The 23,237-nt window shown below is 40.0% G+C and carries 24 protein-coding genes; 7 read left to right on the top strand and 17 right to left on the bottom strand.

The features are described from left to right. Positions 1-86 precede the first annotated feature (86 nt). From GPDM_RS04315 to GPDM_RS04290, 6 genes are all read right to left on the bottom strand, one after another. Positions 87-1,082, bottom strand: a complete 996-nt coding sequence (locus tag GPDM_RS04315) for an SPFH domain-containing protein (RefSeq protein ID WP_008429313.1) — start codon at positions 1,080-1,082, stop codon at positions 87-89. 33 nt (positions 1,083-1,115) lie between these two features. After that, positions 1,116-1,895 (bottom strand): TPM domain-containing protein, encoded by a 780-nt coding sequence (locus GPDM_RS04310; protein WP_008429311.1) that lies wholly within the window; start codon positions 1,893-1,895, stop codon positions 1,116-1,118. Next, a complete protein-coding gene (locus GPDM_RS04305) occupies positions 1,892-2,920 on the bottom strand; it encodes a TFIIB-type zinc ribbon-containing protein (RefSeq protein WP_008429309.1) in 1,029 nt (342 codons plus the stop codon). Before GPDM_RS04305 ends, GPDM_RS04310 begins: the two co-directional genes overlap by 4 nt. 47 nt (positions 2,921-2,967) lie before the next feature. Further along, positions 2,968-3,684, bottom strand: a complete 717-nt coding sequence (locus GPDM_RS04300; protein WP_008429307.1) for a PspA/IM30 family protein — start codon at positions 3,682-3,684, stop codon at positions 2,968-2,970. A 215-nt stretch (positions 3,685-3,899) separates the two neighbouring features. Further along, complete coding sequence (locus GPDM_RS04295; RefSeq protein WP_008429305.1) at positions 3,900-5,108, bottom strand: acyl-CoA dehydrogenase family protein; 1,209 nt, start codon at positions 5,106-5,108, stop codon at positions 3,900-3,902. Positions 5,109-5,454: 346 nt separating this feature from the next. Next, positions 5,455-5,649, bottom strand: a complete 195-nt coding sequence (locus tag GPDM_RS04290) for a hypothetical protein (RefSeq protein WP_008429304.1) — start codon at positions 5,647-5,649, stop codon at positions 5,455-5,457. 161 nt (positions 5,650-5,810) lie between these two features. On the opposite strand from GPDM_RS04290, the gene GPDM_RS04285 reads away from it, so the two are divergent. The 6 genes from GPDM_RS04285 (at position 5,811) to GPDM_RS04260 (ending at position 11,348) form a co-directional block, all read left to right on the top strand. Beyond that, on the top strand, positions 5,811-7,304 hold the full coding sequence (locus tag GPDM_RS04285) for an MDR family MFS transporter (RefSeq protein WP_008429303.1): 1,494 nt from the start codon (positions 5,811-5,813) through the stop codon (positions 7,302-7,304). Positions 7,305-7,494: 190 nt separating this feature from the next. Then, complete coding sequence (locus GPDM_RS04280) at positions 7,495-7,869, top strand: GntR family transcriptional regulator (protein WP_008429302.1); 375 nt, start codon at positions 7,495-7,497, stop codon at positions 7,867-7,869. Beyond that, on the top strand, positions 7,869-8,741 hold the full coding sequence (locus GPDM_RS04275) for an ATP-binding cassette domain-containing protein (protein ID WP_008429301.1): 873 nt from the start codon (positions 7,869-7,871) through the stop codon (positions 8,739-8,741). The genes GPDM_RS04280 and GPDM_RS04275 overlap by 1 nt, the downstream gene beginning before the upstream one ends. Position 8,742: 1 nt before the next feature. Next, the gene (locus GPDM_RS04270) at positions 8,743-9,453 is read left to right on the top strand and encodes a hypothetical protein (RefSeq protein ID WP_008429300.1); all 711 of its coding nucleotides are present in this window, start codon (positions 8,743-8,745) and stop codon (positions 9,451-9,453) included. Positions 9,454-9,646: 193 nt separating this feature from the next. Further along, positions 9,647-10,795, top strand: a complete 1,149-nt coding sequence (locus tag GPDM_RS16300) for a DUF4878 domain-containing protein (protein ID WP_008429299.1) — start codon at positions 9,647-9,649, stop codon at positions 10,793-10,795. 163 nt (positions 10,796-10,958) lie between these two features. Further along, a complete protein-coding gene (locus GPDM_RS04260; protein ID WP_008429298.1) occupies positions 10,959-11,348 on the top strand; it encodes a hypothetical protein in 390 nt (129 codons plus the stop codon). A 75-nt stretch (positions 11,349-11,423) separates the two neighbouring features. Here GPDM_RS04260 and GPDM_RS04255 read toward each other — a convergent pair whose 3' ends face one another. From GPDM_RS04255 to efeO, 3 genes are read right to left on the bottom strand one after another with little or no spacing between them, the layout of a single operon-like run. Further along, a complete protein-coding gene (locus GPDM_RS04255) occupies positions 11,424-13,175 on the bottom strand; it encodes an FTR1 family iron permease (protein WP_008429297.1) in 1,752 nt (583 codons plus the stop codon). Further along, a complete protein-coding gene (gene efeB / locus GPDM_RS04250; RefSeq protein WP_008429296.1) occupies positions 13,150-14,424 on the bottom strand; it encodes an iron uptake transporter deferrochelatase/peroxidase subunit in 1,275 nt (424 codons plus the stop codon). The genes GPDM_RS04255 and efeB overlap by 26 nt, the downstream gene beginning before the upstream one ends. Before the next feature lie 5 nt (positions 14,425-14,429). Next, positions 14,430-15,275: an iron uptake system protein EfeO gene (gene efeO, locus GPDM_RS04245; RefSeq protein ID WP_008429295.1), complete on the bottom strand. Its 846-nt coding sequence runs from the start codon at positions 15,273-15,275 to the stop codon at positions 14,430-14,432. 197 nt (positions 15,276-15,472) lie between these two features. On the opposite strand from efeO, the gene GPDM_RS04240 reads away from it, so the two are divergent. Continuing rightward, a complete protein-coding gene (locus GPDM_RS04240) occupies positions 15,473-16,036 on the top strand; it encodes a DUF4256 domain-containing protein (RefSeq protein WP_008429293.1) in 564 nt (187 codons plus the stop codon). Positions 16,037-16,098: 62 nt separating this feature from the next. Here the strand turns inward: GPDM_RS04240 and GPDM_RS04235 are convergent, their stop codons facing one another. The 8 genes from GPDM_RS04235 to GPDM_RS04200 form a co-directional block, all read right to left on the bottom strand. Next, on the bottom strand, positions 16,099-16,401 hold the full coding sequence (locus tag GPDM_RS04235; RefSeq protein WP_008429290.1) for a Zn-ribbon domain-containing OB-fold protein: 303 nt from the start codon (positions 16,399-16,401) through the stop codon (positions 16,099-16,101). Positions 16,402-16,404: 3 nt separating this feature from the next. Further along, positions 16,405-17,538, bottom strand: coding sequence for a thiolase C-terminal domain-containing protein (locus GPDM_RS04230; RefSeq protein ID WP_008429289.1), 1,134 nt, complete (start codon positions 17,536-17,538; stop codon positions 16,405-16,407). Further along, positions 17,535-19,016 carry a class I adenylate-forming enzyme family protein gene (locus GPDM_RS04225; protein WP_008429287.1) on the bottom strand — a complete coding sequence of 494 codons (1,482 nt, stop codon included), beginning with the start codon at positions 19,014-19,016 and terminating at the stop codon, positions 17,535-17,537. Before GPDM_RS04225 ends, GPDM_RS04230 begins: the two co-directional genes overlap by 4 nt. Next, on the bottom strand, positions 19,017-19,502 hold the full coding sequence (locus GPDM_RS04220; protein WP_008429286.1) for a PPC domain-containing DNA-binding protein: 486 nt from the start codon (positions 19,500-19,502) through the stop codon (positions 19,017-19,019). After that, positions 19,495-20,241 (bottom strand): SDR family NAD(P)-dependent oxidoreductase, encoded by a 747-nt coding sequence (locus GPDM_RS04215; RefSeq protein WP_008429284.1) that lies wholly within the window; start codon positions 20,239-20,241, stop codon positions 19,495-19,497. The genes GPDM_RS04220 and GPDM_RS04215 overlap by 8 nt, the downstream gene beginning before the upstream one ends. A gap of 13 nt (positions 20,242-20,254) precedes the next feature. Beyond that, entirely contained in the window at positions 20,255-21,580 is a 1,326-nt protein-coding gene (locus GPDM_RS04210) for a TRAP transporter large permease (protein WP_008429282.1), read from the bottom strand. After that, complete coding sequence (locus tag GPDM_RS04205) at positions 21,577-22,068, bottom strand: TRAP transporter small permease (protein WP_008429281.1); 492 nt, start codon at positions 22,066-22,068, stop codon at positions 21,577-21,579. Before GPDM_RS04205 ends, GPDM_RS04210 begins: the two co-directional genes overlap by 4 nt. 142 nt (positions 22,069-22,210) lie before the next feature. Beyond that, positions 22,211-23,233, bottom strand: a complete 1,023-nt coding sequence (locus GPDM_RS04200) for a DctP family TRAP transporter solute-binding subunit (protein ID WP_008429280.1) — start codon at positions 23,231-23,233, stop codon at positions 22,211-22,213. Between the last annotated feature and the right edge of the window lie 4 nt (positions 23,234-23,237).

Below are 23,237 nucleotides of genomic sequence, written 5' to 3'. Positions count from 1 at the left end.
GCAGCCAGTTTTTTATCGATCAAAAGAATTTAGACAAACAAAACCGCTACGGGGATTAATATCCTCATAGCGGTTTTGTCATTTATTTACGCTAACTTTTGCCCACAGTTTGGACAGAAATTGGCTCCTTCATTTTTTTGACCGCAGTTCGGACAGAATTTCGGTACTGTTTTTTCACCGCTCGTTGTTTGGGTGTTCGAATCATTTGTACTCTCAGCAGCGCTTTGCTGTTTGTTGGTCTCTGATTCTTTTTGGTCATCCATCATTTCTTTCGCGATGTTCATGCCCATCATCATGCCCGCCATATCAGAAGCTGTATTAGAACCAGAAGATTTGCCCATAGCGTCTGCCACAGAAATCTGTTGGTATTTCGAGACGTCACCAACCATGCCGTGTGACGCACTTTTATTGATCATCTCTTGAATTTCCTTCGGATAGTTAAAGCTCATTACTTGGAAACGCGTCACTTTCATGCCGTCATCCATTAGTTGCATGTTCAAGTCATCTTGAATACCTTGACTAATTTCATGCGCATTTGCTTGTAAGTTAAACATGTCTTTGCCTTCTTTACTAATCCATCTCATTAAGAGCTGGTCTAGTATTGCCGTGATGCGGATTTTCACATCCTCTACTAAATAGCTGCTTCGGACACCTGCAATTTTATCGATCAAGCCAATATAATCACTTACCTTGAATTGGAATGTACCATTCGCACGAATGGGCATGCCCCCTGGAAGCTGTGGTGATGGGATATTGATTGGATTTTGCGTTCCCCATCTAACAGTGAATTCTTTTGTGTTAACAAACAATACTTCTACACGCATGCCACTATTAAAACCAAAACGGAATCCCTTTAACGTAGATAGAAAGGGCACAATTTCTGATTCGATATCATACTCGCCTTCTTCTTCGAATATCCCTTCGACTTTTCCGTTATTAATAAAGATCGCATCTTGGCCAGGACGAATGATGAGCTTACTGCCTTTTTTCACTTCATTATTGGTCCATTTCCAGAAAATCATATCTTCTCTAAATTCTTCCCATTCCACTACATCTGAAAATTGATTTCCAAAAAAACCCATTTTGTTCATTCCTTCCTTTAGTTCCATCCACTTTTAAAAATTGCGGCCACCGCCACTAAATGAACGGCCACCGCCCGTACTCCCCCCACCACCGAAACCACCGCCACCGCTGCTTTTTTTCGGAACTTTCCGGCGTGATACGGTTTTATTGCGGAATTGATCTCTCGTACCAGTGACTCTTGTATGGTCGCTATCCACATACGTACTCGCCGTTGTCGTAACACGGCCAGCTGAATTGTAAAGCATAAAGCTGACTACGATTCCCCCTAGAATTAGCGCAATCCCTAGTTGAAACCATGTTTTAAAAAAGATATTTTCCGGATTTACACCCGGTCTAAACTCCATATAACGACTTGAAGTCGTTACTGTTTCACGGAAAGCATCTGCATAATCGCCATTTTGCATTTCAGCTATGATTCGATCTAATACTAGATTAATGCGTTGGTCATCTAATGTTGTTTCAGTTGTACCAAAGCCAGCTAAGTAAACATCACGTGTGGCAATGTTCATCGTTAGCAAAACTGCATTTTCCTGATTGTTCTGGACTGCCCACTCATCAAAAAAATCACCCATATACGTAACAATATCTGGCGATTGTTCATCTGCAGTGGTTAAAAATAAAAAGTCTGCGTTTTGTTTCTGACTGTATTCTGTGGCGACAGCTTCCAACTCGGCTATCTCTGATTCGCTTAGTAAATTGGCCTCGTCATATATGTGCTGATCTACTGCAGCAAACGCAGTAACACCACTTATGCCGGTAAGTAAGAGCACTAAACAAACAATCAGTAACGCTTTTGCTTTAAAAGTGTTCACCACAAAACACCTCCCACAGCAAACGAAATTGCTTTTACAACAGCAAATGTGGAAGCTGCAATTCCAGTAAACCAAGCTGCAACTTTAAACGCACTAATCGGCGGCTTGCCGACTACTTTCCCAGTTTGACCATTCATCGCAAAAGTATGTTCTTTGTTATCAAAGTCGTAATATACCATCCATACAGGAAACAAGGTATAGTAAACATTTTTTTTATGCGTGTGAATTTGTTTATTGGTGTAACTAACAGTTGAGTATCCTGAAATGGTGTTGCTTATATACGAGTCGATATACGGAACGATTTTCGATTCGATTCGCGAGAACAATGCCTCATCATCAAAATCGTATTTTTCCGCAAGATAGCCTGCCAAATAAGGCATTTTAAAATCTTTCAACTCTCCATAGTTGTAAGGTTCTAGTTTATCCATTAACTCATCGTCCATTTTCTCTGATGCATCTGCTGGTACTTTTAAATAACTGAGATCTAGTTCCCGACGAACATCATAAAAATCGGTCTCTGTGTAAATGGTATCTCCTCTTGTATAGCTACGGACTCTCGTTGCGAGTGCATCTACATCGGCTTTTCCTTCAATATCGTATAACCAAAATGGCACATACATGCCTGTCATTTTTTTAATGCGATCACCACTCGTAAAACCTCTCGGCGTTAATCTGCCATTTTTTGTCCATTTTTTAAAAGCAGCGATAGCTTCTTCCTTACTGATAGTAAAAGGAATGACTTTTGCAGGAGCTAAGTCTCCTGTCAGTCGATCGGCTAATAACACTGGTGCCCCACAAAAACTGCAATGGGTTGCAGTGGTTTCAGCCTCTGTTAAAATAACCGCTCCGCAGTTTTCACAATAGTACTCTTTCGCTTCATCCGGGTCGAACTTCCGAATAATATTTGTTTCCGGAAAGGTTTCAATGTCATCTTGTCTGCCACAATTTGGACAGGAAAGATGGCCTGACTCACTATCGTACGCCATATCCGAGCCACAGTTTGGACATTTGTATTGAATGACCATTCTACCCGTCCTCCTTTAGCTCACAAGTACATAATCTCTATCAATACTCATTGGTCTTTGCCTAATTGTGTTTTTAATGCCGCTAACTCATCGTCTACATTGATCCCGTCTTTTAGCGACTCTAACTCATCGTCGACAGATGAATCACTGTCATACTTCGATGCTAAATCTTTAATATCCGTTCCCGAGCTTTTATTTAATTCCGACATAGCATTGGCTTCATCAAGTTCTTGGTTAATTTTTTGTTCCATTTTATCAAAAGCAGAAATTCGCTCGCCCGCCCCATCGACGGATGAAGCAAAATCGTTCATGCGTTTTTGTGTTTTCGCCACAGCTGCTTTGCCTTTTAGTTCTGAGCGACGAGATTCAAGTTCGCCGATATCCGATTCCAACTTGTCATGCATTTGGCGCATTTGTTGGGTATTGGCAGCGGCTAGTTCGACAGCTGTTTTTTTGTCTGTTAGTTTTTCCGAAAGTTCGGCTTTACGCTGCAAAAATTTACGTGCATCGTCTTCGTTACCTGCCTCTAATGCTTTTACAGCATAGCGCTGCATGTCATCCATTTCTTTTTCAACTTCACTTAGTTCACGACGTTCACGTTTTTCAGCCGCCATGATCGCCGCTGTTTCTGATTTTACTTTTCCTAAGTCGCTATTCAAATCACGCAAATATTGGTCAATCATTTTCTCTGGATCTTCCGCTTTGTCTAAAAGTGCATGAATGTTGCTTGTCATAATATCTTTAAATCGTTTTAAAATTTCCATCATCATTCTCCTCTTTGTATGGTTTTTTGAAACTGCCAAGCAGTCTTTCTTACTGAAAGACTACCCTTTAGCTGTAAAGATTAAGCATGTGAACAGTTTAATCTGCTTAGTGTGGCATATGAAAGATGAAAAGTTTTCTCTTATAGTATAACCTATAGGCCCCTTTAAGTAGTCGTAGGAAATAGAAAATTCAGTCAAGTTTAGTTCTACTGACATTATTCACTGACACTACTTTGCTGTTCCCAAACTGGCAATGTATGCGATAAGGCTTTGTCTTCTTTATAGCCTAAAACATATTCTGCTTGCATAATGGTATGAATCTCACGTGTTCCTTCGTAAATAACTGGAGCTTTTGAATTGCGTAAATAGCGACTTACTGGGTATTCGTCAGAATAACCATAAGCACCATGAATTTGGAACGCATCATCTGCTGCTTTGTAGGCAAAATCACACGCTTGCCATTTTGCCAGTGAAGTTTCTCGTGTATTACGCTTCCCTTGATTTTTCAATTCGCCCGCACGATAGACGAGTAGACGGCTCATTTGAAAGCCAGCTTCCATATTGGCAATCATTTGTTGAACAAGTTGGTGACGCCCAATTTCTTTGCCAAACGTCTGGCGTTGTCGGCAATAACTAACGCTCGCTTCTAGACATGCCATAATTTGCCCTACTGCTCCTGCCGCAACGGTGAACCGTCCGTTATCCAGAGCTGACATCGCAATTTTAAACCCTTCTCCTTCTTTGCCTAGCAAATTTTCTATTGGTATTTTGACATCTTCAAAAAACAGTTCGCCTGTATTTCCTGCGCGAATTCCATGTTTGCCTTTAATCGCTTTAGAAGAAAATCCTGGCCATGTCCGTTCCACAATAAATGCAGAGATTGCATTGTGTTTTTCTGCTTGGTTCCCTGTATAAGCAAATACAATAAAGTGATCTGCCACATCACATAGCGAAATCCACGTTTTCTGTCCGTTTAATAAATAATGATCATCTTTTTTTACAGCGGTCGATTTCATCGCCGCCACATCTGAACCAGCACTTGGTTCGGTCAATCCAAAAGCTCCGACTTTTTCGCCTTTTGCTTGCGGGATTAAGTATTGTTGCTTTTGTTCTTCTGTTCCCCACTGCAAAATGGTCAAGCTATTCAACCCCGTATGAACTGAAACCGCCGTCCGAAATGCGGTGTCTCCACGTTCAAGCTCTTCACAAACAATCGCCAGTGAATTATAATCCATGCCACTGCCGCCATAAGCTTCTGGAATGCAAACACCCATCAATCCCAGGTCAGCAAGCTTTCCGTAAATCGCAGGGTCTGATTTACCTGCGCGGTCCCATTCTTCGATATAAGGCATAATTTCTTTATCCACAAATCCGCGTGTTGTATTTCGCAACATTTCTTGTTCTTGAGTGAATGAAAAGTCCATGATTGATCGCCCCTTTTTTAATGGTTGCTGTGCAATATTCTCCCTAACTCTTCGTCATTATGTTCACTGGATTTGGTGGATATACCAACTTCGTACAAACACCATGCAAAAAAGCCAGTCCAAAAAGACAACAGCAAAACTGCTTGTCTGGATGAACTGGCTTATATCTACGGACACAACTTCCGAAACGAAGTTTAGGCAGACTAGGCAGTGTAGAAAGGTAACATTTCACCGTATCGAACAACTATTGTCTTGTACCGATACGCTTCTTATTGTCACTGTAATACAGAAAACAATATTTGTAAATGACTAGTCTGAATAGTTTGTAAACAAATCAACTTTAACCTTATTCGTTTTTAGGGGAAACATGCTTAGAACGATCTTTCGCCTGTTTCATTTCATCTGTTGCTTCATCATAATCTGTTGCTTCGTTATCACCGTCGAGAGCTTCTTTTGTTTTCTTCACTACTTTATCAATTGCTGATTCTGTAGGTGCTGATTGTTGATCCTGCGTTCTGCCTGCTGTTCCTTTTCTCGCCATTTTGATCACTCCGCTTCCAAAGATTTACTTGTTGTTTACCCATCGAAGCTGAAACTAATCATCTTTCTTAAGCTATTGCTGTTTGAATTTGTGTTTTTAGTAAGTAGAGGATTATGCTATGTATAGCTTTTATCAGTTTAAAAGAATCGAGGACGAATAGGATGTATAACAAAAAACAAAGTAATATTAAAGTGGTCATCGGCGGATTACTGCTGGCCATTTTAGTAGCAGCGATGGATAACACAATTGTCACGACTGCTCTTCCCTCAATTGTCGGAGAGCTTGGCGGAGTCGATAAATTTGTTTGGGTGACCTCCGCTTATTTAGTCGCACAAATGGCAGGGATGCCGATTTTCGGTAAGCTGTCGGATATGTACGGGCGTAAACGGTTTTTCATTTTTGGCCTGGTTGTCTTTATGATTGGTTCGGTTCTATGTGGTACTGCCGATACCATCAATGAACTAATCATTTACCGCGCGATTCAAGGAATTGGCGGCGGTGCATTAATGCCAATTGCATTCACGATTATGTTTGATGTTGTGCCTTTAAAGCATCGCGGTAAAATGAGCGGCATGTTCGGTGCTGTATTTGGAATTTCTAGTGTCTTCGGTCCATTACTTGGCGCCTATATTACAGAATACATCGACTGGACTTGGGTTTTTTATATTAACATTCCCCTTGGTTTAATCGCTTTTGTCATGGTCGCATTTTTCTATAAAGAGTCTCTCGAGCATGCGAAGCAAAAAATCGACTGGCTTGGCGCTTTTACTTTAGTGGGAGCAGTTGTGTCTTTAATGTTCGCAGTTGAACTTGGCGGCAAAGAATTCGCTTGGGTATCTCCTCAAAGCTTCAGCTTATTCGCTAGCTTTGCAGTGTTAACAATCGTCTTTATCATAGCTGAGCGTCGCGCGGCAGAACCTGTTATCGACTTTAATATGTTTAAAGAGCGCTTGTTTGCAACAAGCGGACTTATTTCGATATTTAGTGGTGCTGCATTTATTACTGCGTCTGTTTATATTCCTTTTTATATTCAAGGTGTTCAAGGTGGCAACGCGACGAATGCAGGATTTGTTCTACTTCCGATGATGGTCGGATCAGTTGTCAGTGCTTCAATCGGTGGAGCTTTAATGACGAAATTTAACTATCGCTCGTTTTTGATTCCTACACTTGCTTTGTTGACAGTTGGAATGATTTTACTCGCAACGTTATCAGTCGATACTTCTAAATTTATGGTTGTTGTATTTATGATTCTCGTTGGACTTGGTATTGGTGCGTCGTTCTCGGTAATCCCTTCAGCCGCAATCCATCCATTTTCGATTCGCAAGCGCGGTGCAGCAACGTCTACAGTCAGCTTTTTGCGGACATTCGGCATGACAATTGGCATTACAGTTTTTGGGATAATTCAAAGCCAACTGTTTACACGCAACTTAACGGAAAGTTTTGGTGCTGAGGCAGCCAAATTCTCAGGAGACTCGCGCGCGCTTCTTTCTCCTGAAGGACGTGCAAATATTCCTGCCGAAATTACAGATCAATTGATAGCTGCTTTATCTTCATCAATATCAAGCACTTTCTTTTGGGCTATCGTTCCTGCTTTTCTCGCACTTTTAACAGCAATTTGGATGAGTAAAGAAAAATTGGCAGATAAGATCGAGTAGTTTTTGGCTGTCTAGCTACCTCTCTATTCTATTTTCTTTCCCACTTCAAGCAATAATGAGGTGGGAATTTTTTTCTGTAATAAAAAAACAGAAAATTATAATAATAATTTGACAATCTTCCCGTAAAGTAGTATGGTTATACACATAAGTATATAACCATACTACTTTTTTATTTTAGGAGGTGTTTTTAGTGAGTAATGGGTTTGATTCGAATAAGCCAATTTTTTTGCAAATTCGTGAATTAATCGAAGATCAAATTGTTAATGATCAATTAAAAGAAGGCGATCAAGCTCCTTCTACCAACCAACTTGTTAACTTTTATAAAATCAATCACGCTACCGTTTCTAAAGGAGTCAATCAGTTAGTAGAAGAAGGTATTTTATTTAAGAAACGAGGTATTGGTATGTTTGTTTCAGAAGGCGCAAAACAAATATTGATGGGCCAACGGAAAGAGGCATTTGTCGATAGTTATGTGAAAGGTCTTGTCCAAGAAGCAAACAAGCTTGGTATTACACAAGCTGAAATCATCGAACTAATAAAAAACACGAAAGGACGTGAAGTTTGATGGCTGTCGAAGCTAAATTGAGCAATGTCACGTTAAAATTCGGTAAATTGGAAGCGTTAAAAGATGTTTCTTTAACATTTGAGCCTGGTAAGATTTATGGTCTTATTGGACGCAATGGCGCTGGCAAAACTGTCCTGCTTTCCTTACTAGCAGCATTCCGTGAACCGACACAAGGACAGGTTGAAATCGATGGCGAACCTGTCTTTGAAAACGCGGATAAAATGCAACAAGTTTCTTTTATCTATACAAAAAACTATGAAGAAGAATACGAAAATATCCCATTAATGTTGAAGTTTTCAGAGCGCTATCGCCCGAACTTTGATAAAGACTATGCATACCGTTTGCTAACGCGCTTTAAGCTACCACTAGATAAGCCGATTAACAAACTGTCTAAAGGTATGCAGGCAGCATTAAACGTCGTTATTGGACTTGCCAGTCGCACGCCGCTAACTATTTTTGATGAAGTTTACCTTGGCATGGATGCTCCGACCCGCGTCATTTTTTATGAAGAACTTTTAGCAGATCAAGTTGAACACCCTCGCACCTTTATTCTTTCGACTCATCTCGTTTCAGAAATGGATTATCTTTTTGATCACGTTGTGATTATCCATGAAGGACGTTTGCTGCTGGATAATGATTATGAAAGTATTTCTGCACAAGGCGTTTCAATTACAGGCGCGGCAAACCAAGTCGATGATTTTGTGTCTGGCATGAAGCTTTTGAATGAACAAAAGCTTGGTGGTACTAAATCGGTTATGACTTATGGTGCATTGAGCGAAGAAGATCGACTTACAGCCCAAGATCAAGGTTTAGAAGTTGGCCCCGTATCATTACAAGATCTGTTTATTCATTTAACAGAGGAGGCGCATTAACATGAAGCCAGTTAAACTTTACCCAAAAGTTGCAGTTGACCTCTTTACTGAACAGTTGAAATGGAGCTTATGGTTTTTCTCTTTTGTTACTATTGCTCATATCATTGGGTTAGTAATTGTGTCAATAAACGATTCACGCATTCAAGAGTTTTTCGTTTTCTCGAGTTACTCTGTCGCTATTTTTCTGTTAGTCTGTGGGATTATTTCAGCCTATGGATTTATGGGCCAGTTTGTTCAACAAGGCATTACACGCAAAGACCTTTACATTGGGACAGTCCTATCAGTCTTTATGTTGGCTTTAGCAGTAACCCTTATCCCCCTTGCAATTACTGGCATCGAGTACGTGATTTCTAGCTTTGTGCATTTGCCTATCAATACTAACACCGACACCGTATTCGACTTATCATCGGGATGGTTGTTAGCCATATCAACTTTCTTCTTAAACGTAACCACTTATTATTTGATTGGCTGGTTAATTGGAATTGGTTATTATCGATTTGGTTGGATCATTGGATTTGGTTTTATTGCTATTGCAATTGCTGCATTAAGTCTCAATAGCTTTTTCTGGGTTAACAATTCTGTCGTACCATGGATTCCTTATAACTCTGCCGGCACTAGCATTGCACTATCGATTGGCGGCTCGTTAGTATTGATTGCTTTATTGCTTCTGTTCATTCGAATGCTAACTAGACGAATCATCATAAAGTTGTAAATCTATAAAGGCTTTCTCATGGTCGAGTTGGACTTTGGAAAGCCTTTATTTTTTATTGTTCATTGCCATCCCTTCTGCACTCTGCAAAACCTATGCTAAATAACTTTCTTCTTATTTACCCTTACAATATAAACCAATAAATGATACCATTTACTGTATTTGTAATGGGTCGAGACGAAAGGATGTTATACATATGAAAAAGTACAAAATTTTAATTTCTTTATTGATCAGTGCTGGTATCTTAACTTTTTTGACTGCCTGCGGAGCAGAGGATCCGAGCTCTACGGTGGATGAATTTTTATCAGCGATTCAAAAAAATGACTTTGAAAAAGCAGGGACATTGGTTCAAGGCGGTACCGATAGCCTCAGCACTGCGGATGAGGACCTCAACAAGGAAGAAGAAGAGCTGGCAATGAAAGTGATTGAAAGCATTTCAAAAGACTATGAATTTGAAAACCTTGAAGAAGTGTCTATTAATGAAGATAAAGCTATCGTAAAAGCCGAAATCACTTCACTTGATATGGGACTTGTAATGACAAGCACCATGGCTGAAATTATGCCTCTCGCATTTGCCAATGCATTTGAAGAAGATACTCCTGAAACCGAAAAAGCATTTGAAGAAATGACTGAAAAAATCATGTTGAAATATATCACAGCTGAAGATGCTGCACTCGTTACTAGAACAGTTGAATTTAACTTGGAAAAAGATGAAAATGGCAATTTCAAAATTATTGACGATGAAAACTTAGAAGAAGCACTTTTTGCTAACATCTCACAATTAGAGGATTTTCTTGATGAAGAAGGTTCTGATGTGACGAGCAATGAAACTACCGAAAACCAGTCCGAACAAACTTTCGAAGTACTTTCAGTGGTGGCCGAGAATAAAACATATGATGCAGACCCAATCAATATAACTTTGGAAGAGTTATCGTTTAAAAAAGCAATCAATGTATCAGAAGACCAACAATTCGACATTAACAATATGTATACGGATGAACCCATAAGTGATGAGTTTACTTATTTCTATATTAAATTCCATGCAGAAAACACTATCGAACAAGATGTAGCTTTTAGTGGCATTAATGAAGTGGTGTTATTCGCAGAAGGCAAACAAGAAAAATTTGACATTGCTTACGATTGGAAAGATTTTATCGATTATGACGAAGCTCAAGATGCTGATTATTATGGTCCTGTCAGCAAAGAGGGTGAAGTTGGCGTGGTCATTAAAACCGATCCGGCGAAAGTAGAAAAAATACGGATTGCGCTAAGTGAATCTAGAGATATTAATAGTTACGAAACACTCGCAGAAGAACAAATCATAGAATTTGATCTTACTAACTAACGACTCTTATCAACTGCCCCCTTCCTTTCCATAATTTTGATTTGCTAATTGTTCATAAAATTAATGCAAGGGTACATGATATGATTGTAAGTAATGGTGTTAACAGTTTCTTCTCACCTTTTTGGATTTCAAACAAAAACTACTATCAATTGGAGGTATTGCCATGGAAAAAAAGTGGAGTCTTCGTTTAATACAGTTTTCAGCAGTTTTCGGATTGTTTGGTACGTTTCTGGGATCTAAAATGGCCGGCGAAATGGATTATGGATTACGTCCAGTTCATGCACATATTTTGCTCGTTGGTTGGCTATCCGTATTTGCTTGGGGTATTTTCTACCGCGTTTATACCATTCGGTTCAAAAAGTTAGTCGCCATACATAGTGTACTTGCAATGGTTGGTGCTTTGGCGTTAACTAGCGGTATGTGGATATATAACTTAAATCCATTCCATTGGAACGAGACTTTTGTTACTATCTTTTTCATCGTCGGCGGTAGTTTACTATTGCTTGCGTTCTTCCTATTTTTGATCATTACGTTCTTAACTGAAAAAGAGTAGACAGTAAAACCCTAGCTCCATATTTTATAAAGAAAATGAAAAAAACGGAATCCTTAAAGGAATTCCGTTTTTTTTTTAACCTTCTACTACAACTGTGCTTGTACTAGATTGTTTCTTTTTATAAATAATTGTTGCTCCAATCAGCACTATTAAAACGACTTGTGCACTTAAGGTTTCAACTGATGGGTAAAATCCAATCACATTAATCACTGGTAGATCCGCAATAATATGCGTTGGTAAGACATTGGTTAATTGCAATGTATGGATACTTGCACCGATGATTTTAAACGCTAGTAAGTAAATAAATATCGTTGCGACACCAAAAAATAAATGCATCGGTAATTTTTTACTCGCTTTTGCAAAAAAGAATGCCGCCACGACAAGGATTAGTAATGCTAAGACGATTCCTAAACTAAAATCAACTGTCGACATTTTTGGTGCAATCCCCATATAGAAGACTACTGTTTCTGCGCCTTCTCTAAATACGGTTAAGAAACTAAGTAGCGCCATTGCCCATACGCTTTGGTTGGATAAAGCTTGGTTCATTTGTTTTGAAATGTACCGATTCCACGCTGTGACAGTCGATTTGCTATGTAACCATACGCCAACCCCGAGCATCATGGCTGCTGCTAAAAGTCCAACATAGCCTTCCATTACTTCACGGCTCGCATCAATTGTTCCTGATTGGAACAAAGTAGACATTAAAACTGCAGCTAAGATGCTGACACCAATTCCAGCAGCCGCTCCCCCGTAAATATAATGCTGCATATGCTGTTGACCCGCTTTTTTCAAAAAGGCAATCAGTGCCGAAATAATTAGCAACGCTTCTAATCCTTCCCGGAGTAAAATCAATGCCGAGTCCCAAAAGCTGTATTCGGTATCTTGTTGAATAAAATTGATTTGTTGTTTGAATGCTTCTAGTTTTTCACTCACTGCGTCTGGCTGTACGTTCTCGCGTGTTAACTCGCTAACAAGAAGCGGTAACTCTGCTTCAATTTCGCTGTACAAGCTGGCATTTTTAGTTCGCACATCACCTTCAACTGTTGGCCAGATGGTGATGAATTTTTTTAACGTGTCTGCAGCTTGTGTGTATTCTTCTTGTTGAATTGCATTTTCACTGTCATCCAACAAACCGACTAATGTTGCAAGTGAGTAGTCGTTTGTTGCTTTCGCTTCCTTTATATTCCCTGCTCCAAATTCTTGAATGGTTTGTTCGACTGCTGTCGTTTGTTCATTAAACGCGGCAACGTCAAACTCATCACCCGCTAAAGAAATTCGCATAAAGGACATTTGCGTTTCGATTTGGCCATAAGCTGTGATACTTTGTGCTTGAACAACTCGTTCGTTTTTTCCCCATCCAGCAAGAAAAACCGAGTAGGCTTCTTGAATTCTCTCTTTATCGCCAGTCTCAACTGCTACTTTTAAATCAGCCACAAAAGGCTCCATCGCTTGTAAAAATTCTTGGCGCCCTGCTTCTTCATCTACTGGATTTTCAGCTTTTTCATAAGCAGTTAGTGCTTTTGACAATGTAGTTAAGGCGGCCAAGCGCTCATCACCAGCTGGTGCATTGGAAGCGTTTTTAAGCGCGTCTGTAACTGCTTCGGATTGGGTTCCTTCTGTAACCGTCAGTTGTTGCCATTCTTTTTGAAACTCATCAATCGCGCTAAGTGCTTTTGCATCATCGCCATTTTGCGTACTCATAATAGCATCTGTAATCGATACATAAAAAGAGCCAAAAGATTGTTCAGCAGCAAGAGTATGAGCAGGAACGAGCAGAATGCTAAAGACAAGAAGTAAAATTTTAATATGTATTAAAAAATTTCTCACCTATATAACTCCCTTTTTGAATCCCTGGGAAGCAAGCAAAAACACCGCTACCCCGGTGGGTAATGTATTCGTTCAGCTTATCGACGCGCCCCATTGCATTTTGGATATTGATAAATTGTTGTGGATTTTTCTGGAATGAAATAAATAACAAACCGGCATCATATGCACCCGTCTCATCAACCAAACCACTTGAATAAGAAAATCCTCTTCTCATAATCTGGTCTTTTACTGTTCGTGCTAAAGCGACATGTGAGTCAACGGGAATGTGAGGATTGCCTGTCGCATCTTTTGAATCTAAGTCAACTTCATCAAACTCATTTTTCTTGCCAATCGGAGCACCGCTATCACGATGTCTGCCAAACGTTGCTTCTTGCCCTTGTAAGGAAGTTCGATCCCATGTTTCTAAATGCATTTGAATTTTGCGGACCACTAAATAAGTTCCGTTCGTCATCCAGCTTTTCGACTCATCCGGCTGTACCCAGACGACTTCTTTCATGTCGGTTGTACTTTTCGTGTCTGGGTTTACCGTACCGTCTTTAAAAGCAAACAAGTTTCGTGGCGTTTCTTTTTTATCTTTTACTTTAGGTACCGATGTAAATCCTGTCTGCGTCCATTTGAGCGTCACTTTTCCTGATGCTGCACGCACTAAATTTCGCACAGCATGAAAAGCGACTTGTGGATCATCTGCGCATGCTTGTATGCATATATCTCCACCTGAAATCTTTTCATCCAGCTGGTCTTGCGGAAAATGGGGCAAATCGTTTAGTTCTGTTGGTTTTATACCACTCAAACCAAGTTTTTTATTGTCAAACAGCGAAGGTCCAACACCAAACGTCACCGTTAAATTCGAAGCATTTAACCCTGACGATTCGCCCGTATCTTTTGGTGGCGTAAATACACCTTGTGAAACTTCTTCAAGTTGCTCACCATTCATTAAACGTACGGCTAAAGGTGTCCACATTTTAAACAAATCCTGCAACTCACTTTGTGATTCTACTAGCACATTCAAAGAGGCAAAGTAAACGTGAGAAGTAGTAGCTGTGGTGATGCCTGACTGATGTTTCCCATAAAAATTTACTTTGTTTTCGGCTGTTTGATCATCATCAAGAATATCAAAACCAAAGGCTTTGGCGATACCGCCCATACCAGAAGCGAGAACCGCAACTCCTGCCGCTCCAGCTCCAGTAATTTTCAGCATAGAACGTCTGGATATTTTCTTTTCTAGCCACTTTTCATCTGTTGAGGTCATTTTATTCACTCCATTATGATACCCATTTGACTAAGGGGTTCGCCTAACTGATTTACTGCAGATGATAATTGTTTTGTGTCTTCAGCAGTTAATTCTTCATAAGATACAAAGCCGTTTTCCCCTACTCTATAGTTGTCCAATAATGTATATAAGGCATCGAATTTGGTTTCAAGGCTGTCTGTTAATGCTTCATCTTTAGCTGTGATTTCCGGTTCTAAAATACGAAAGATTTTTTCTGCACCTTCGACGTTTGCCTGGAAATCATATAAATCAGTATGAGAAAAGATTTCTTCTTCTCCAGTGATTTTTGAAGTAGATACTTCATTTAACAAATCTACTGCACCAGTCATCATCAAGTCTGGTGTAACTTCCACCGTCTCAACACGTGCTCGCAATTCTTTTGTATCTGTTAATAGTTGATCTGCTATTTCTTCATAGCCTTCTGTTGTATTTTCTACCCAAAGGCCATATTCGATTTTATGATAACCAGACCACTCTTCTTCGCCTTGTCCAGCTTCTTTCACATCCGCGAGGCGTGCATCAATACGCGGATCTAAGTCGCCAAAGCTTTCGGCAATTGGTTCCGAACGTTCAAAGTACATGCGAGCTATAGGATAAAGGGCTTTTGCTTCTTCAATATCTCCACTCTTTACAGCTTCTGTGAACTTCTCAGTTTCTAAAACAAATTCATTCATTTGCTCTATCGCAAATTCTTTATAAGCGTCTACTTCTGTTTGTAAATCTATTGTTTCTGCAGCTACTTCAGGTTGTGGACTTGCTTCTTGTTGTGCACAACCAACTAGTGCAGCGCTTAGTAGTATGGAAGATAGTAGAAATGGTGATTTTTTCACGGATATCCCTCTTTCATCATTTTGTCTCTAATTAATAATGATAATCGTTATCATTTGAAAGTCAAGGACAGTCGGTGAAAATATTGAGAAATCTGCACCCAAGTTTCTACTTAAAACTATTTGCCAAACTTCTATTATCAGTGCACAATTAAATAAGATTATTCTGAACAGATAAAAACTAAAAGGAGGCATGTCATATGGGCAAGCAAAATGCTTTATCTACCGAGCAACGTGATGAATTATTAGCTAGTTTGAAAGACCGTTTCAACCAAAACATGAACCGTCACGAATCAATCGAGTGGGAACCGATTCAAGAAAAACTAGAAGCTCATTCGGACAAATTATGGGCACTTTTTGAAATGGAAAGGACCGGTGGAGAACCTGATGTTGTAGAGTTTGACCAAGTAAACGACGAATACATCTTTTATGATTGTTCCGCAGAAAGTCCCAGTGGCCGTAGAAGCATTTGTTACGATCAGAAAGCACTCGATGCACGAAAGAAAAACAAACCCGACAATAATGCGGTAACCATGGCTTCAAATATGGGCATTGAACTCTTAACCGAAGAGCAATACCGCGCGTTGCAAAAGCTTGGCACTTTTGATTCCAAAACATCTAGTTGGGTGTCCACACCGGCAGAGGTGAGAGATCGCGGCGGTGCTTTGTTCTGTGACTTCCGTTATGGCCAAGTCTTCTTATATCATAATGGAGCCGATTCGTATTACGGGGCCAGAGGATTTAGAGGATTATTGCGAGTTTAGGTTCTTGAAAAAAGCTTCCACCTAGGCATATTTTGCCTAGGTGGAAGCTTTTTAGTTACTAATTAAGAAACCCGCTTGTAAATATACGCATCGTTTTCAATTCGATCTAAATTTACTTTGTCACCAATCTTCACATCTTCCTCGATTCGCGTGGTAACTTTAGCATCTGCTTCATCCAAGTCGACTAACACCACGTTATAAGGCGCAATGTCTGCAAATTCAGCTGGAGCGATATGAATTTTGGTAAAACTATAAACTGTTCCTGAATCGGAAACTTCTTTTTCTTCAAATTCCGATTTGCCGCATTCTGAACAGAAATACTTTTTCGTAATAGATTCTTTGCCACAACAAGAGTAAATTTTCATCCATTACACCCTTTCTAGAATATGGACAGTTGAGTATGAACCTGTTCCACCCAAATTTTGTGCCAAAGCGAGACGAGGCGTTTTCTCTAATTGATTTGCCGCATTTCCTCGCAATTGACGTACCAATTGATAAATTTGTGCGATGCCCGTTGCGCCAATTGGGTGTCCGCGAGATAGTAAACCACCACTCGTGTTCACAGGCTTATCCCCCGTTACTTGCGTGCGTCCTTCTTCAATTGCTTTCCAGCCTTCTAGAGGATTAAAGAAACCAAGTTCTTCTGTTGCAATAATCTCCGTCATTGAGAAGCAATCATGAATTTCCACAACATCAATATCTTCTGGTCCGACTCCTGCTTTTTCGTAAGCTAGACGCCCTGACTCACCAATGGCTGGTAACGACAATAAGTTGGCAGCATCTTGCATTTTGGTTGGACCTGAAACTTGTGAGGATGCTTTCACATGAATTGGCGATTTTTTACGTGAAATGACTATTGCGGATGCGCCATCGGTCATTGGTGAACAATCAAACAAACCGAGTGGATCTGTGATCATACGCGCGCCCATTATTTCTTCTAATGACGCAGGTTTAACAAATTGAGCAAGCGGATTGTTTACCGCATTTTGACGGTTTTTTAATGCAACACGTGCCAAATGCTCTTTAGTTGCACCTGTCTCATGGAAATAGCGATTTGCTAAAACTCCAAAGAAACCTGGGAATGTCAGACCTGCATATTTTTCATTTGTCGTTGTATCCATCGCCGCGTTGATTGCTTGAGTGACATCTGGTGTAGTCGCATGTTTCATCTTTTCAACACCGGCTACTAATACCGTTTCATACTCTCCACTCATAATGCCTAGCAAGCCTTGACGGAAAGCAATACCACCGGAAGCACATGCCCCTTCAACTTTTGTTGAAGGAATATAGCCGAGTCCTAATTCATTTGCAACAATAGCTCCTAAAATTTCTTGGTTGGCAATGCTTCCCCCCATAAAATTACCGACAAAGACAGCGTCTATTTTTGGACGTCCTGCATCAATTAAAGCTTCAGCACTTGCCTCCAATAACAATTCTTTTAGTGAAGACGTTAATGTACCAAACTTTGTCATGCCAATACCATGTACATAAACATTCGTCATTGGCTCACCTCCGTGTGTTGGGTTTTCATTTCGCGTTTGAGAATTTTCCCATACGAGCTTTTCGGTAATTCATCGACAATAAACACTTCTTTTGGTTTTTTGAAACTTGCTAAATTTTCTTTGCACAAGCTAATCAAGCTTTCAATTGTTACTTCTTCTCTTCCATTTGGAACGACAAATGCCACAACGTTTTCTCCCCATTTATCATCAGGAACACCGACTACACAGGTTTCTTTAACTCCTGTATGCAGGTTTAATACTTCTTCTACTTCGCGCGGATAAATATTAACTCCTCCAGATATGATGACATCTTTTTTGCGGTCAACAATATACACATATCCCGCTTCATCACGTCTTCCTAAATCTCCTGTATGTAGCCAACCATCTCTCATTGTTTCATTAGTCGCCTTCTCATTGTTCCAATAGCCTTGCATGACAAGTGAACCTTTGGCAATAATTTCACCAACTTCACCATGTGGCACTTCATTGTTTTTATCGTCTACAATTTTCACGTCAACAAAGACGCCAATCCGACCACATGAATCCAGTCGTTTATGAATTTCATTACGTGGCATCATGGTAATGCACATCGGTGCTTCTACTTGGCCATATGTTTCCACAAAAATGTTTCCGGCTTTATCTAACGCTTCTTGTAGTTTGCTCGCAGCTATTGGCGATCCTGCCATATTGATTGATTTCACTGTCGCTAATTTTGAAGCGTCAAAATTAGGATGTTGAATCATTAAATTGACCATTGTCGGCACTAAAAACAACACGGAGATTTTATCTTCAACAAGTCCGTCTAAAAATTCTTCTGGTTCAAATTTGTTATATACCACTTGAGTCAAACCAAACAGCCAAGCCACATGACTTAAAAAATTTGCGCCATGAGTTAGCGGTGCGACGTGGCCTATAACATCTTGATAATCGACTTCACAAACTTGGGCTAATGACAGCGCACCTGCAATAATATTGCGATGCGATAGCATAACTCCTTTTGGATTACCTGTCGTTCCTGAAGTATACATAATGGCAAACAAATCATCTTCTGCTACTTGTTCAGTAAACGACTGTCCTACGTACTGAGCAACTGTTCTCTCAAAATCTTCTCCCATATATAAAAGGGGCACGCCAGTTTCGATTGTATCCAGAAGTTTTTTTTCACCTATTAATAGGCTAAGGTCTGAATCGTGAATCATATACTTTAATTCTTTTGGATGCAGCCGGTAATTTAATGGCACTTTAACAAGCCCTGCTAATGAGACAGCAATGTCTAGTTCGATATGTTCTATACGGTTTGACATCAAAATCCCAATTCGGTCTCCTTTTTTAAATCCAGATGCATGAAAATATGCAGCCAATGCATTAGCTCGAACTAAAAATTCTTTATACGTGAATGAGCGATTATCATCTTTCACTGCTATTTTTTCCGGATATGCGTGTGCCGACTTTACTGCTAACTGGCCTAAAGTTTCCATTTATAAGACACTCCTTTTTGAAAATTGAAATACAGGTAAACCCCAATGAGAATCGATGCCACGTTCCATTTCAACTCCATTTACCGGCAATATCACATACTCTAATGTGACTGCTACCGGATTTTGACCGCTTAAAAAATGGCCTCCATCGATTTGGCGATCACAATCGATCATCATGCCATGAAAATGGACATCGAGCTCTCTGTTTTCTCCATATCCAACAAAACCAGACCCTGATAGCAACTCAACTGGAGATGTAGATTGAACTCGTTCTGAATAACGAAGTGTATCCTCTTCGTCTCCCCGCTCAATTTGAACGTATGTTGCTTGTTGAAGCGAGCCAAAACATTGGAAATGTGCCGATTCTACGTTGTAATGCCGACATACTTCTTTTATTCCTTCAAGCAAATCAACACCCTTCATCAATCGGCCTGCAATTCGATGGGTTTTCTCATCATAGACAGCTTGGATGCGTGGGTTATCCAATGCTAATCCCTCCATCAACTTTAAGTACTTGTGAAGTTGTATAACTTGCATCTTTTGCGGCAAAATACATGACAGCGTTTGCAATATCACGCGAATCGCCCATACGGTCAATCACTTGTTGGCTCGTGTCATATGGCACGCCTGCCGTAATACCCGTTAACGTTGCGCCCGGAGCTACAGAGTTACAAGTAATTCCGTATTTCCCGACTTCTTTTGCTACCCATTTTGTAAAAGCGATCACTCCACCTTTTGATGCTGAATACGCCGGACCTGAACGGCCATTTTTTTCTCCACCTGATACGACGCCACCATTAAGTCCCGATACCGAGCTAATATTGACAATGCGTCCATATCCGCCTTCTTTCATATGCGGGTAAACAACGGCTTGCGTAAACAAGAAAGTCGCTTTTAAATTTGTATCCATATCCCGATCCCACATTTCAACCGTCATATCTTCTAAATCTAAACGACTGCACGTCCCTGCATTATTTACCAACACGTGAATTTCATGGTATTTTTCGATAGTTCGATTGATAACAGCTTTAACAAAATCAGCGTCTCTAATATCGCCTAGACATTCCAAATACTCGGCTCCATCTAGTAAAGCGATTGTTTTCTCACATGAATTCAAGTCCACTAAAATAACACGAGCGCCTTCTTTTGCCATTTCAATTGCTACTGCTTGCCCAATCCCACTCGCTGCACCTGTTATAATGGCTACCTCATTTTGCATTTTCAATTTAATCATCCTCCTATTTCACATTTAATAAATCTGGTAAGAATGTTGAGATTTGCGGTATATATGTAACGAGCATCAGGACAATAATCGCTGCGATGATGAAAGGTAAAACTCCTCGCGATATCTCGACAATACTGGTCTCGGATATTCCAGCAGCCACATAGAGATTCAATCCTACAGGAGGTGTAAACAATCCAATTGCTAAGTTGACCGTCATGATGACACCGAATACGGTCGGGTCTACTTCTAAAAAGATGATGATTGGCAACAAGATCGGAACAAAAATATAATAAGCAGAAATGGCATCAATAAATGCACCGGCTATTAACAGCACAACGTTAATTAGCAATAAGATTAAAATCGGATTACTAGTTAAGCCTAAAATGCCTTCTGATATATCTCGTGCAATTTGTTCAGTTGTCACGATATAAGCAAAGACAGATGCTGCACTGACAATAATCATGACGACCGCTGTTTGAACTGCTGCTTCGATAAAAATACGATACATTTTTTTGAATGTATCTTGTCTGTTAATAATCATACCTACGAGTAAACCGTAAACAACTGCAACTACAGCAGCTTCTGTAGGTGTGAAGAAACCTCCATAAATACCACCCAAAATAATAACGGGAATCATTAACCCAGGAAGTGCACCAACAAAAGCAGCCCACTGCTCTTTCCCTGTCGCTTTCCGGATTTCTACGCCTTCTGGCAATACAAACTCTCCGCGTTTTTCCTGACGAGATCGCACGATAAGTGCTGCGATAACGAAGGCAGCTCCCATTAAAATACCCGGCACGACACCTGCCATAAATAATCGGTTTATTGTTACAGGAATTTGATCTCCAGCTACAACGGCAAAGACAATAAATGCGATACTCGGGGGAATAACAATTCCAATTGCACCGGAACTCGCAACTAGCGCTCCAGCAGTTTCCTTTTTATACCCATTTTTGATCATAGAAGGAATCAAAATCCCTCCGATAGCAGCTACCGTTGCGGGACCGGATCCTGATATCGCTGCAAAAAAGACTGCAACAATAACGGTTACTAGAACAATTCCGCTTTTTCGATGCCCTACTAATGTTTGTGCAAAATCAATAAGTCGTTTCGAAATTCCAACGTGTTCCATAATAACGCCCGCTAATATAAAAAACGGAATCGCGAGTAATGTAAATTTAGCAACACTGGTATACATGATGTCTGTAACCATCTCTAAGCCGAAAATGCCACTTGAAGAGACGAGCACAATAATCGAAGAAACGCCGAGTGATATCGCAATCGGCACTCGTAAAAATACTAGTAAGAAGAATAGCCCAAATAATACTAAAGCAATCATATTGTTTCATCTCCTTTACTATGCGAGTGCATCTCTAACTTCATCTCTTCGATAAACACTTGAATCGTCCTTACTACACAAAGGAAAGCACCAATTGGGAGTGCAGAAGATAATATCCATTGAGGCCAACCTAAAGAAGGGGTTTTCTGACCTATATCCATCTGGAACATTACCATTTGAAGGCCATACCAAAGCAAAACACCAAATAAAAACAAACTCATTAATGAAGAAAAGACAATAAACACTTTTCTAAATAACGGATTCATGTGATCAAAGATTAATGTAAATCCAAGATGGCCAAAACGCCGAACACCTACAGCCGTTCCGACAAAAGTGAGTAAGACAAATAAATTAATGGTAATTTCTTCTGTGAATGAAAGCGAAATACTAGCCACATTTCGTGAAACAATATTTGAGAATGCAATTATGGTCATTGTTAAAAAGGTGAGGAATAAAATGCCTTCTTCAACATAATTTAAGATTTTCAATAGAGTAGCCTCCCCGTACCTTAACTTTATAACAAGTAGCAGGGCCTCTTTGCTTGATTTACAAGAAGCCCCGCCCTGTCATAAATTCATAGAATTCCTCTCTTTGCAGCAGTGAAAATCAGCTGCCGTTGAGAGTTAAACTTTACTTACCTTGGAATGCTTCTAGTAAATCTGCACCCCAGATATCTGTGTATTTGTCGTAAATTGGACTTGCTGCTTCTTTAAACTGAGCGATTTCATCTGCTGTTGGTGTGTAAATTTGCATACCTGCTGCTTCAAGATCTGCAATTTGCTTTTCTTCTTTTTCACGAGCAATTTTAACTTGGTATTCTGCTGCTTCTTTACCTAAACGATCAAACAACTCTTGATCTTCTGCACTCATGGAATCATAAAGTTTTTTGTTCATCCCAAGTACAAGTGGGTCGTATGAGTAGTTCCAAAGCGTCATGTAATCTTGAACTTCTTGCAATTTAGAAGATGAAATAACATCGACTGGATTTTCTTGTCCATCTATTGTTCCTTGTTGAAGTGCTGTAAAGACTTCAGAGAACGTCATCGTTTGTGGATCTGTTCCCAATTCGCGGTAAAGATCTGTGTACATCGTGATCCCAGGAATGCGGATTTTCAGACCTTTTAAATCTTCTGGATTTTTGATTTCTCTTTTACTGTTTGTTAATTGACGGAAACCATTTTGGCCGTAACCAAGGGCTTGAACACCTTTTTCTGCTAAAATTTCTTTAAACATCTCTCCGCCTTCTCCAGCGAATACAGGATCTACTTCGTCTACACCTGTAAATAAGAATGGCGCACTCGCTACACCAAAACGTTCATCTAAAATCGAGTAAATAATCGTTGAGTTAAACGTCAAATCAATCGAGCCTTTTGCTAAACTTTCAACCGCTTTACCGGAATCGCCACCTGATAATTGCTCGTTTCCAAACAATTCAAGGTTAATGCGCCCATCTGACTCTTCAGCGAGATCTTCTTTAAGTTTCTCGGCTGCTTCATACCAAGTCGAAGACTCTGAAACCGTTACGGACATTTTTAAGTCATATTCTTTCCCGTCAGATTTCTCACTGCTTTCCGCCTCGTTAGAACCACATGCTCCTAATACCAATGCTGCTGATAAACCAAGTACTGCCATGCTCATTTTTTTCTTCAACATTCTC

It is taken from the genome of Planococcus donghaensis MPA1U2, from assembly GCF_000189395.1.
GTDB lineage: Bacteria > Bacillota > Bacilli > Bacillales_A > Planococcaceae > Planococcus > Planococcus donghaensis_B.
This window is presented reverse-complemented; position numbering and strand designations above follow the sequence as displayed.

Excerpts from the sequence above, each read along its gene's own strand:
- GPDM_RS04210 (WP_008429282.1), bottom strand. The coding sequence starts at position 21,580 with ATGATTGCTTTAGTATTATTTGGGCTATTCTTCTTACTAGTATTTTTA.
- efeB (WP_008429296.1), bottom strand. The coding sequence starts at position 14,424 with ATGACCTCAACAGATGAAAAGTGGCTAGAAAAGAAAATATCCAGACGT.
- GPDM_RS04285 (WP_008429303.1), top strand. The coding sequence starts at position 5,811 with ATGTATAACAAAAAACAAAGTAATATTAAAGTGGTCATCGGCGGATTA.
- GPDM_RS04290 (WP_008429304.1), bottom strand. The coding sequence starts at position 5,649 with ATGGCGAGAAAAGGAACAGCAGGCAGAACGCAGGATCAACAATCAGCA.
- GPDM_RS04315 (WP_008429313.1), bottom strand. The coding sequence starts at position 1,082 with ATGGGTTTTTTTGGAAATCAATTTTCAGATGTAGTGGAATGGGAAGAA.
- GPDM_RS04230 (WP_008429289.1), bottom strand. The coding sequence starts at position 17,538 with ATGACGAATGTTTATGTACATGGTATTGGCATGACAAAGTTTGGTACA.
- GPDM_RS04260 (WP_008429298.1), top strand. The coding sequence starts at position 10,959 with ATGGAAAAAAAGTGGAGTCTTCGTTTAATACAGTTTTCAGCAGTTTTC.
- GPDM_RS04270 (WP_008429300.1), top strand. The coding sequence starts at position 8,743 with ATGAAGCCAGTTAAACTTTACCCAAAAGTTGCAGTTGACCTCTTTACT.
- GPDM_RS04200 (WP_008429280.1), bottom strand. The coding sequence starts at position 23,233 with ATGTTGAAGAAAAAAATGAGCATGGCAGTACTTGGTTTATCAGCAGCA.
- GPDM_RS04225 (WP_008429287.1), bottom strand. The coding sequence starts at position 19,016 with ATGGAAACTTTAGGCCAGTTAGCAGTAAAGTCGGCACACGCATATCCG.
- GPDM_RS04275 (WP_008429301.1), top strand. The coding sequence starts at position 7,869 with ATGGCTGTCGAAGCTAAATTGAGCAATGTCACGTTAAAATTCGGTAAA.
- GPDM_RS04300 (WP_008429307.1), bottom strand. The coding sequence starts at position 3,684 with ATGGAAATTTTAAAACGATTTAAAGATATTATGACAAGCAACATTCAT.
- GPDM_RS04235 (WP_008429290.1), bottom strand. The coding sequence starts at position 16,401 with ATGAAAATTTACTCTTGTTGTGGCAAAGAATCTATTACGAAAAAGTAT.
- GPDM_RS04240 (WP_008429293.1), top strand. The coding sequence starts at position 15,473 with ATGGGCAAGCAAAATGCTTTATCTACCGAGCAACGTGATGAATTATTA.
- GPDM_RS04305 (WP_008429309.1), bottom strand. The coding sequence starts at position 2,920 with ATGGTCATTCAATACAAATGTCCAAACTGTGGCTCGGATATGGCGTAC.
- GPDM_RS04295 (WP_008429305.1), bottom strand. The coding sequence starts at position 5,108 with ATGGACTTTTCATTCACTCAAGAACAAGAAATGTTGCGAAATACAACA.
- GPDM_RS16300 (WP_008429299.1), top strand. The coding sequence starts at position 9,647 with ATGAAAAAGTACAAAATTTTAATTTCTTTATTGATCAGTGCTGGTATC.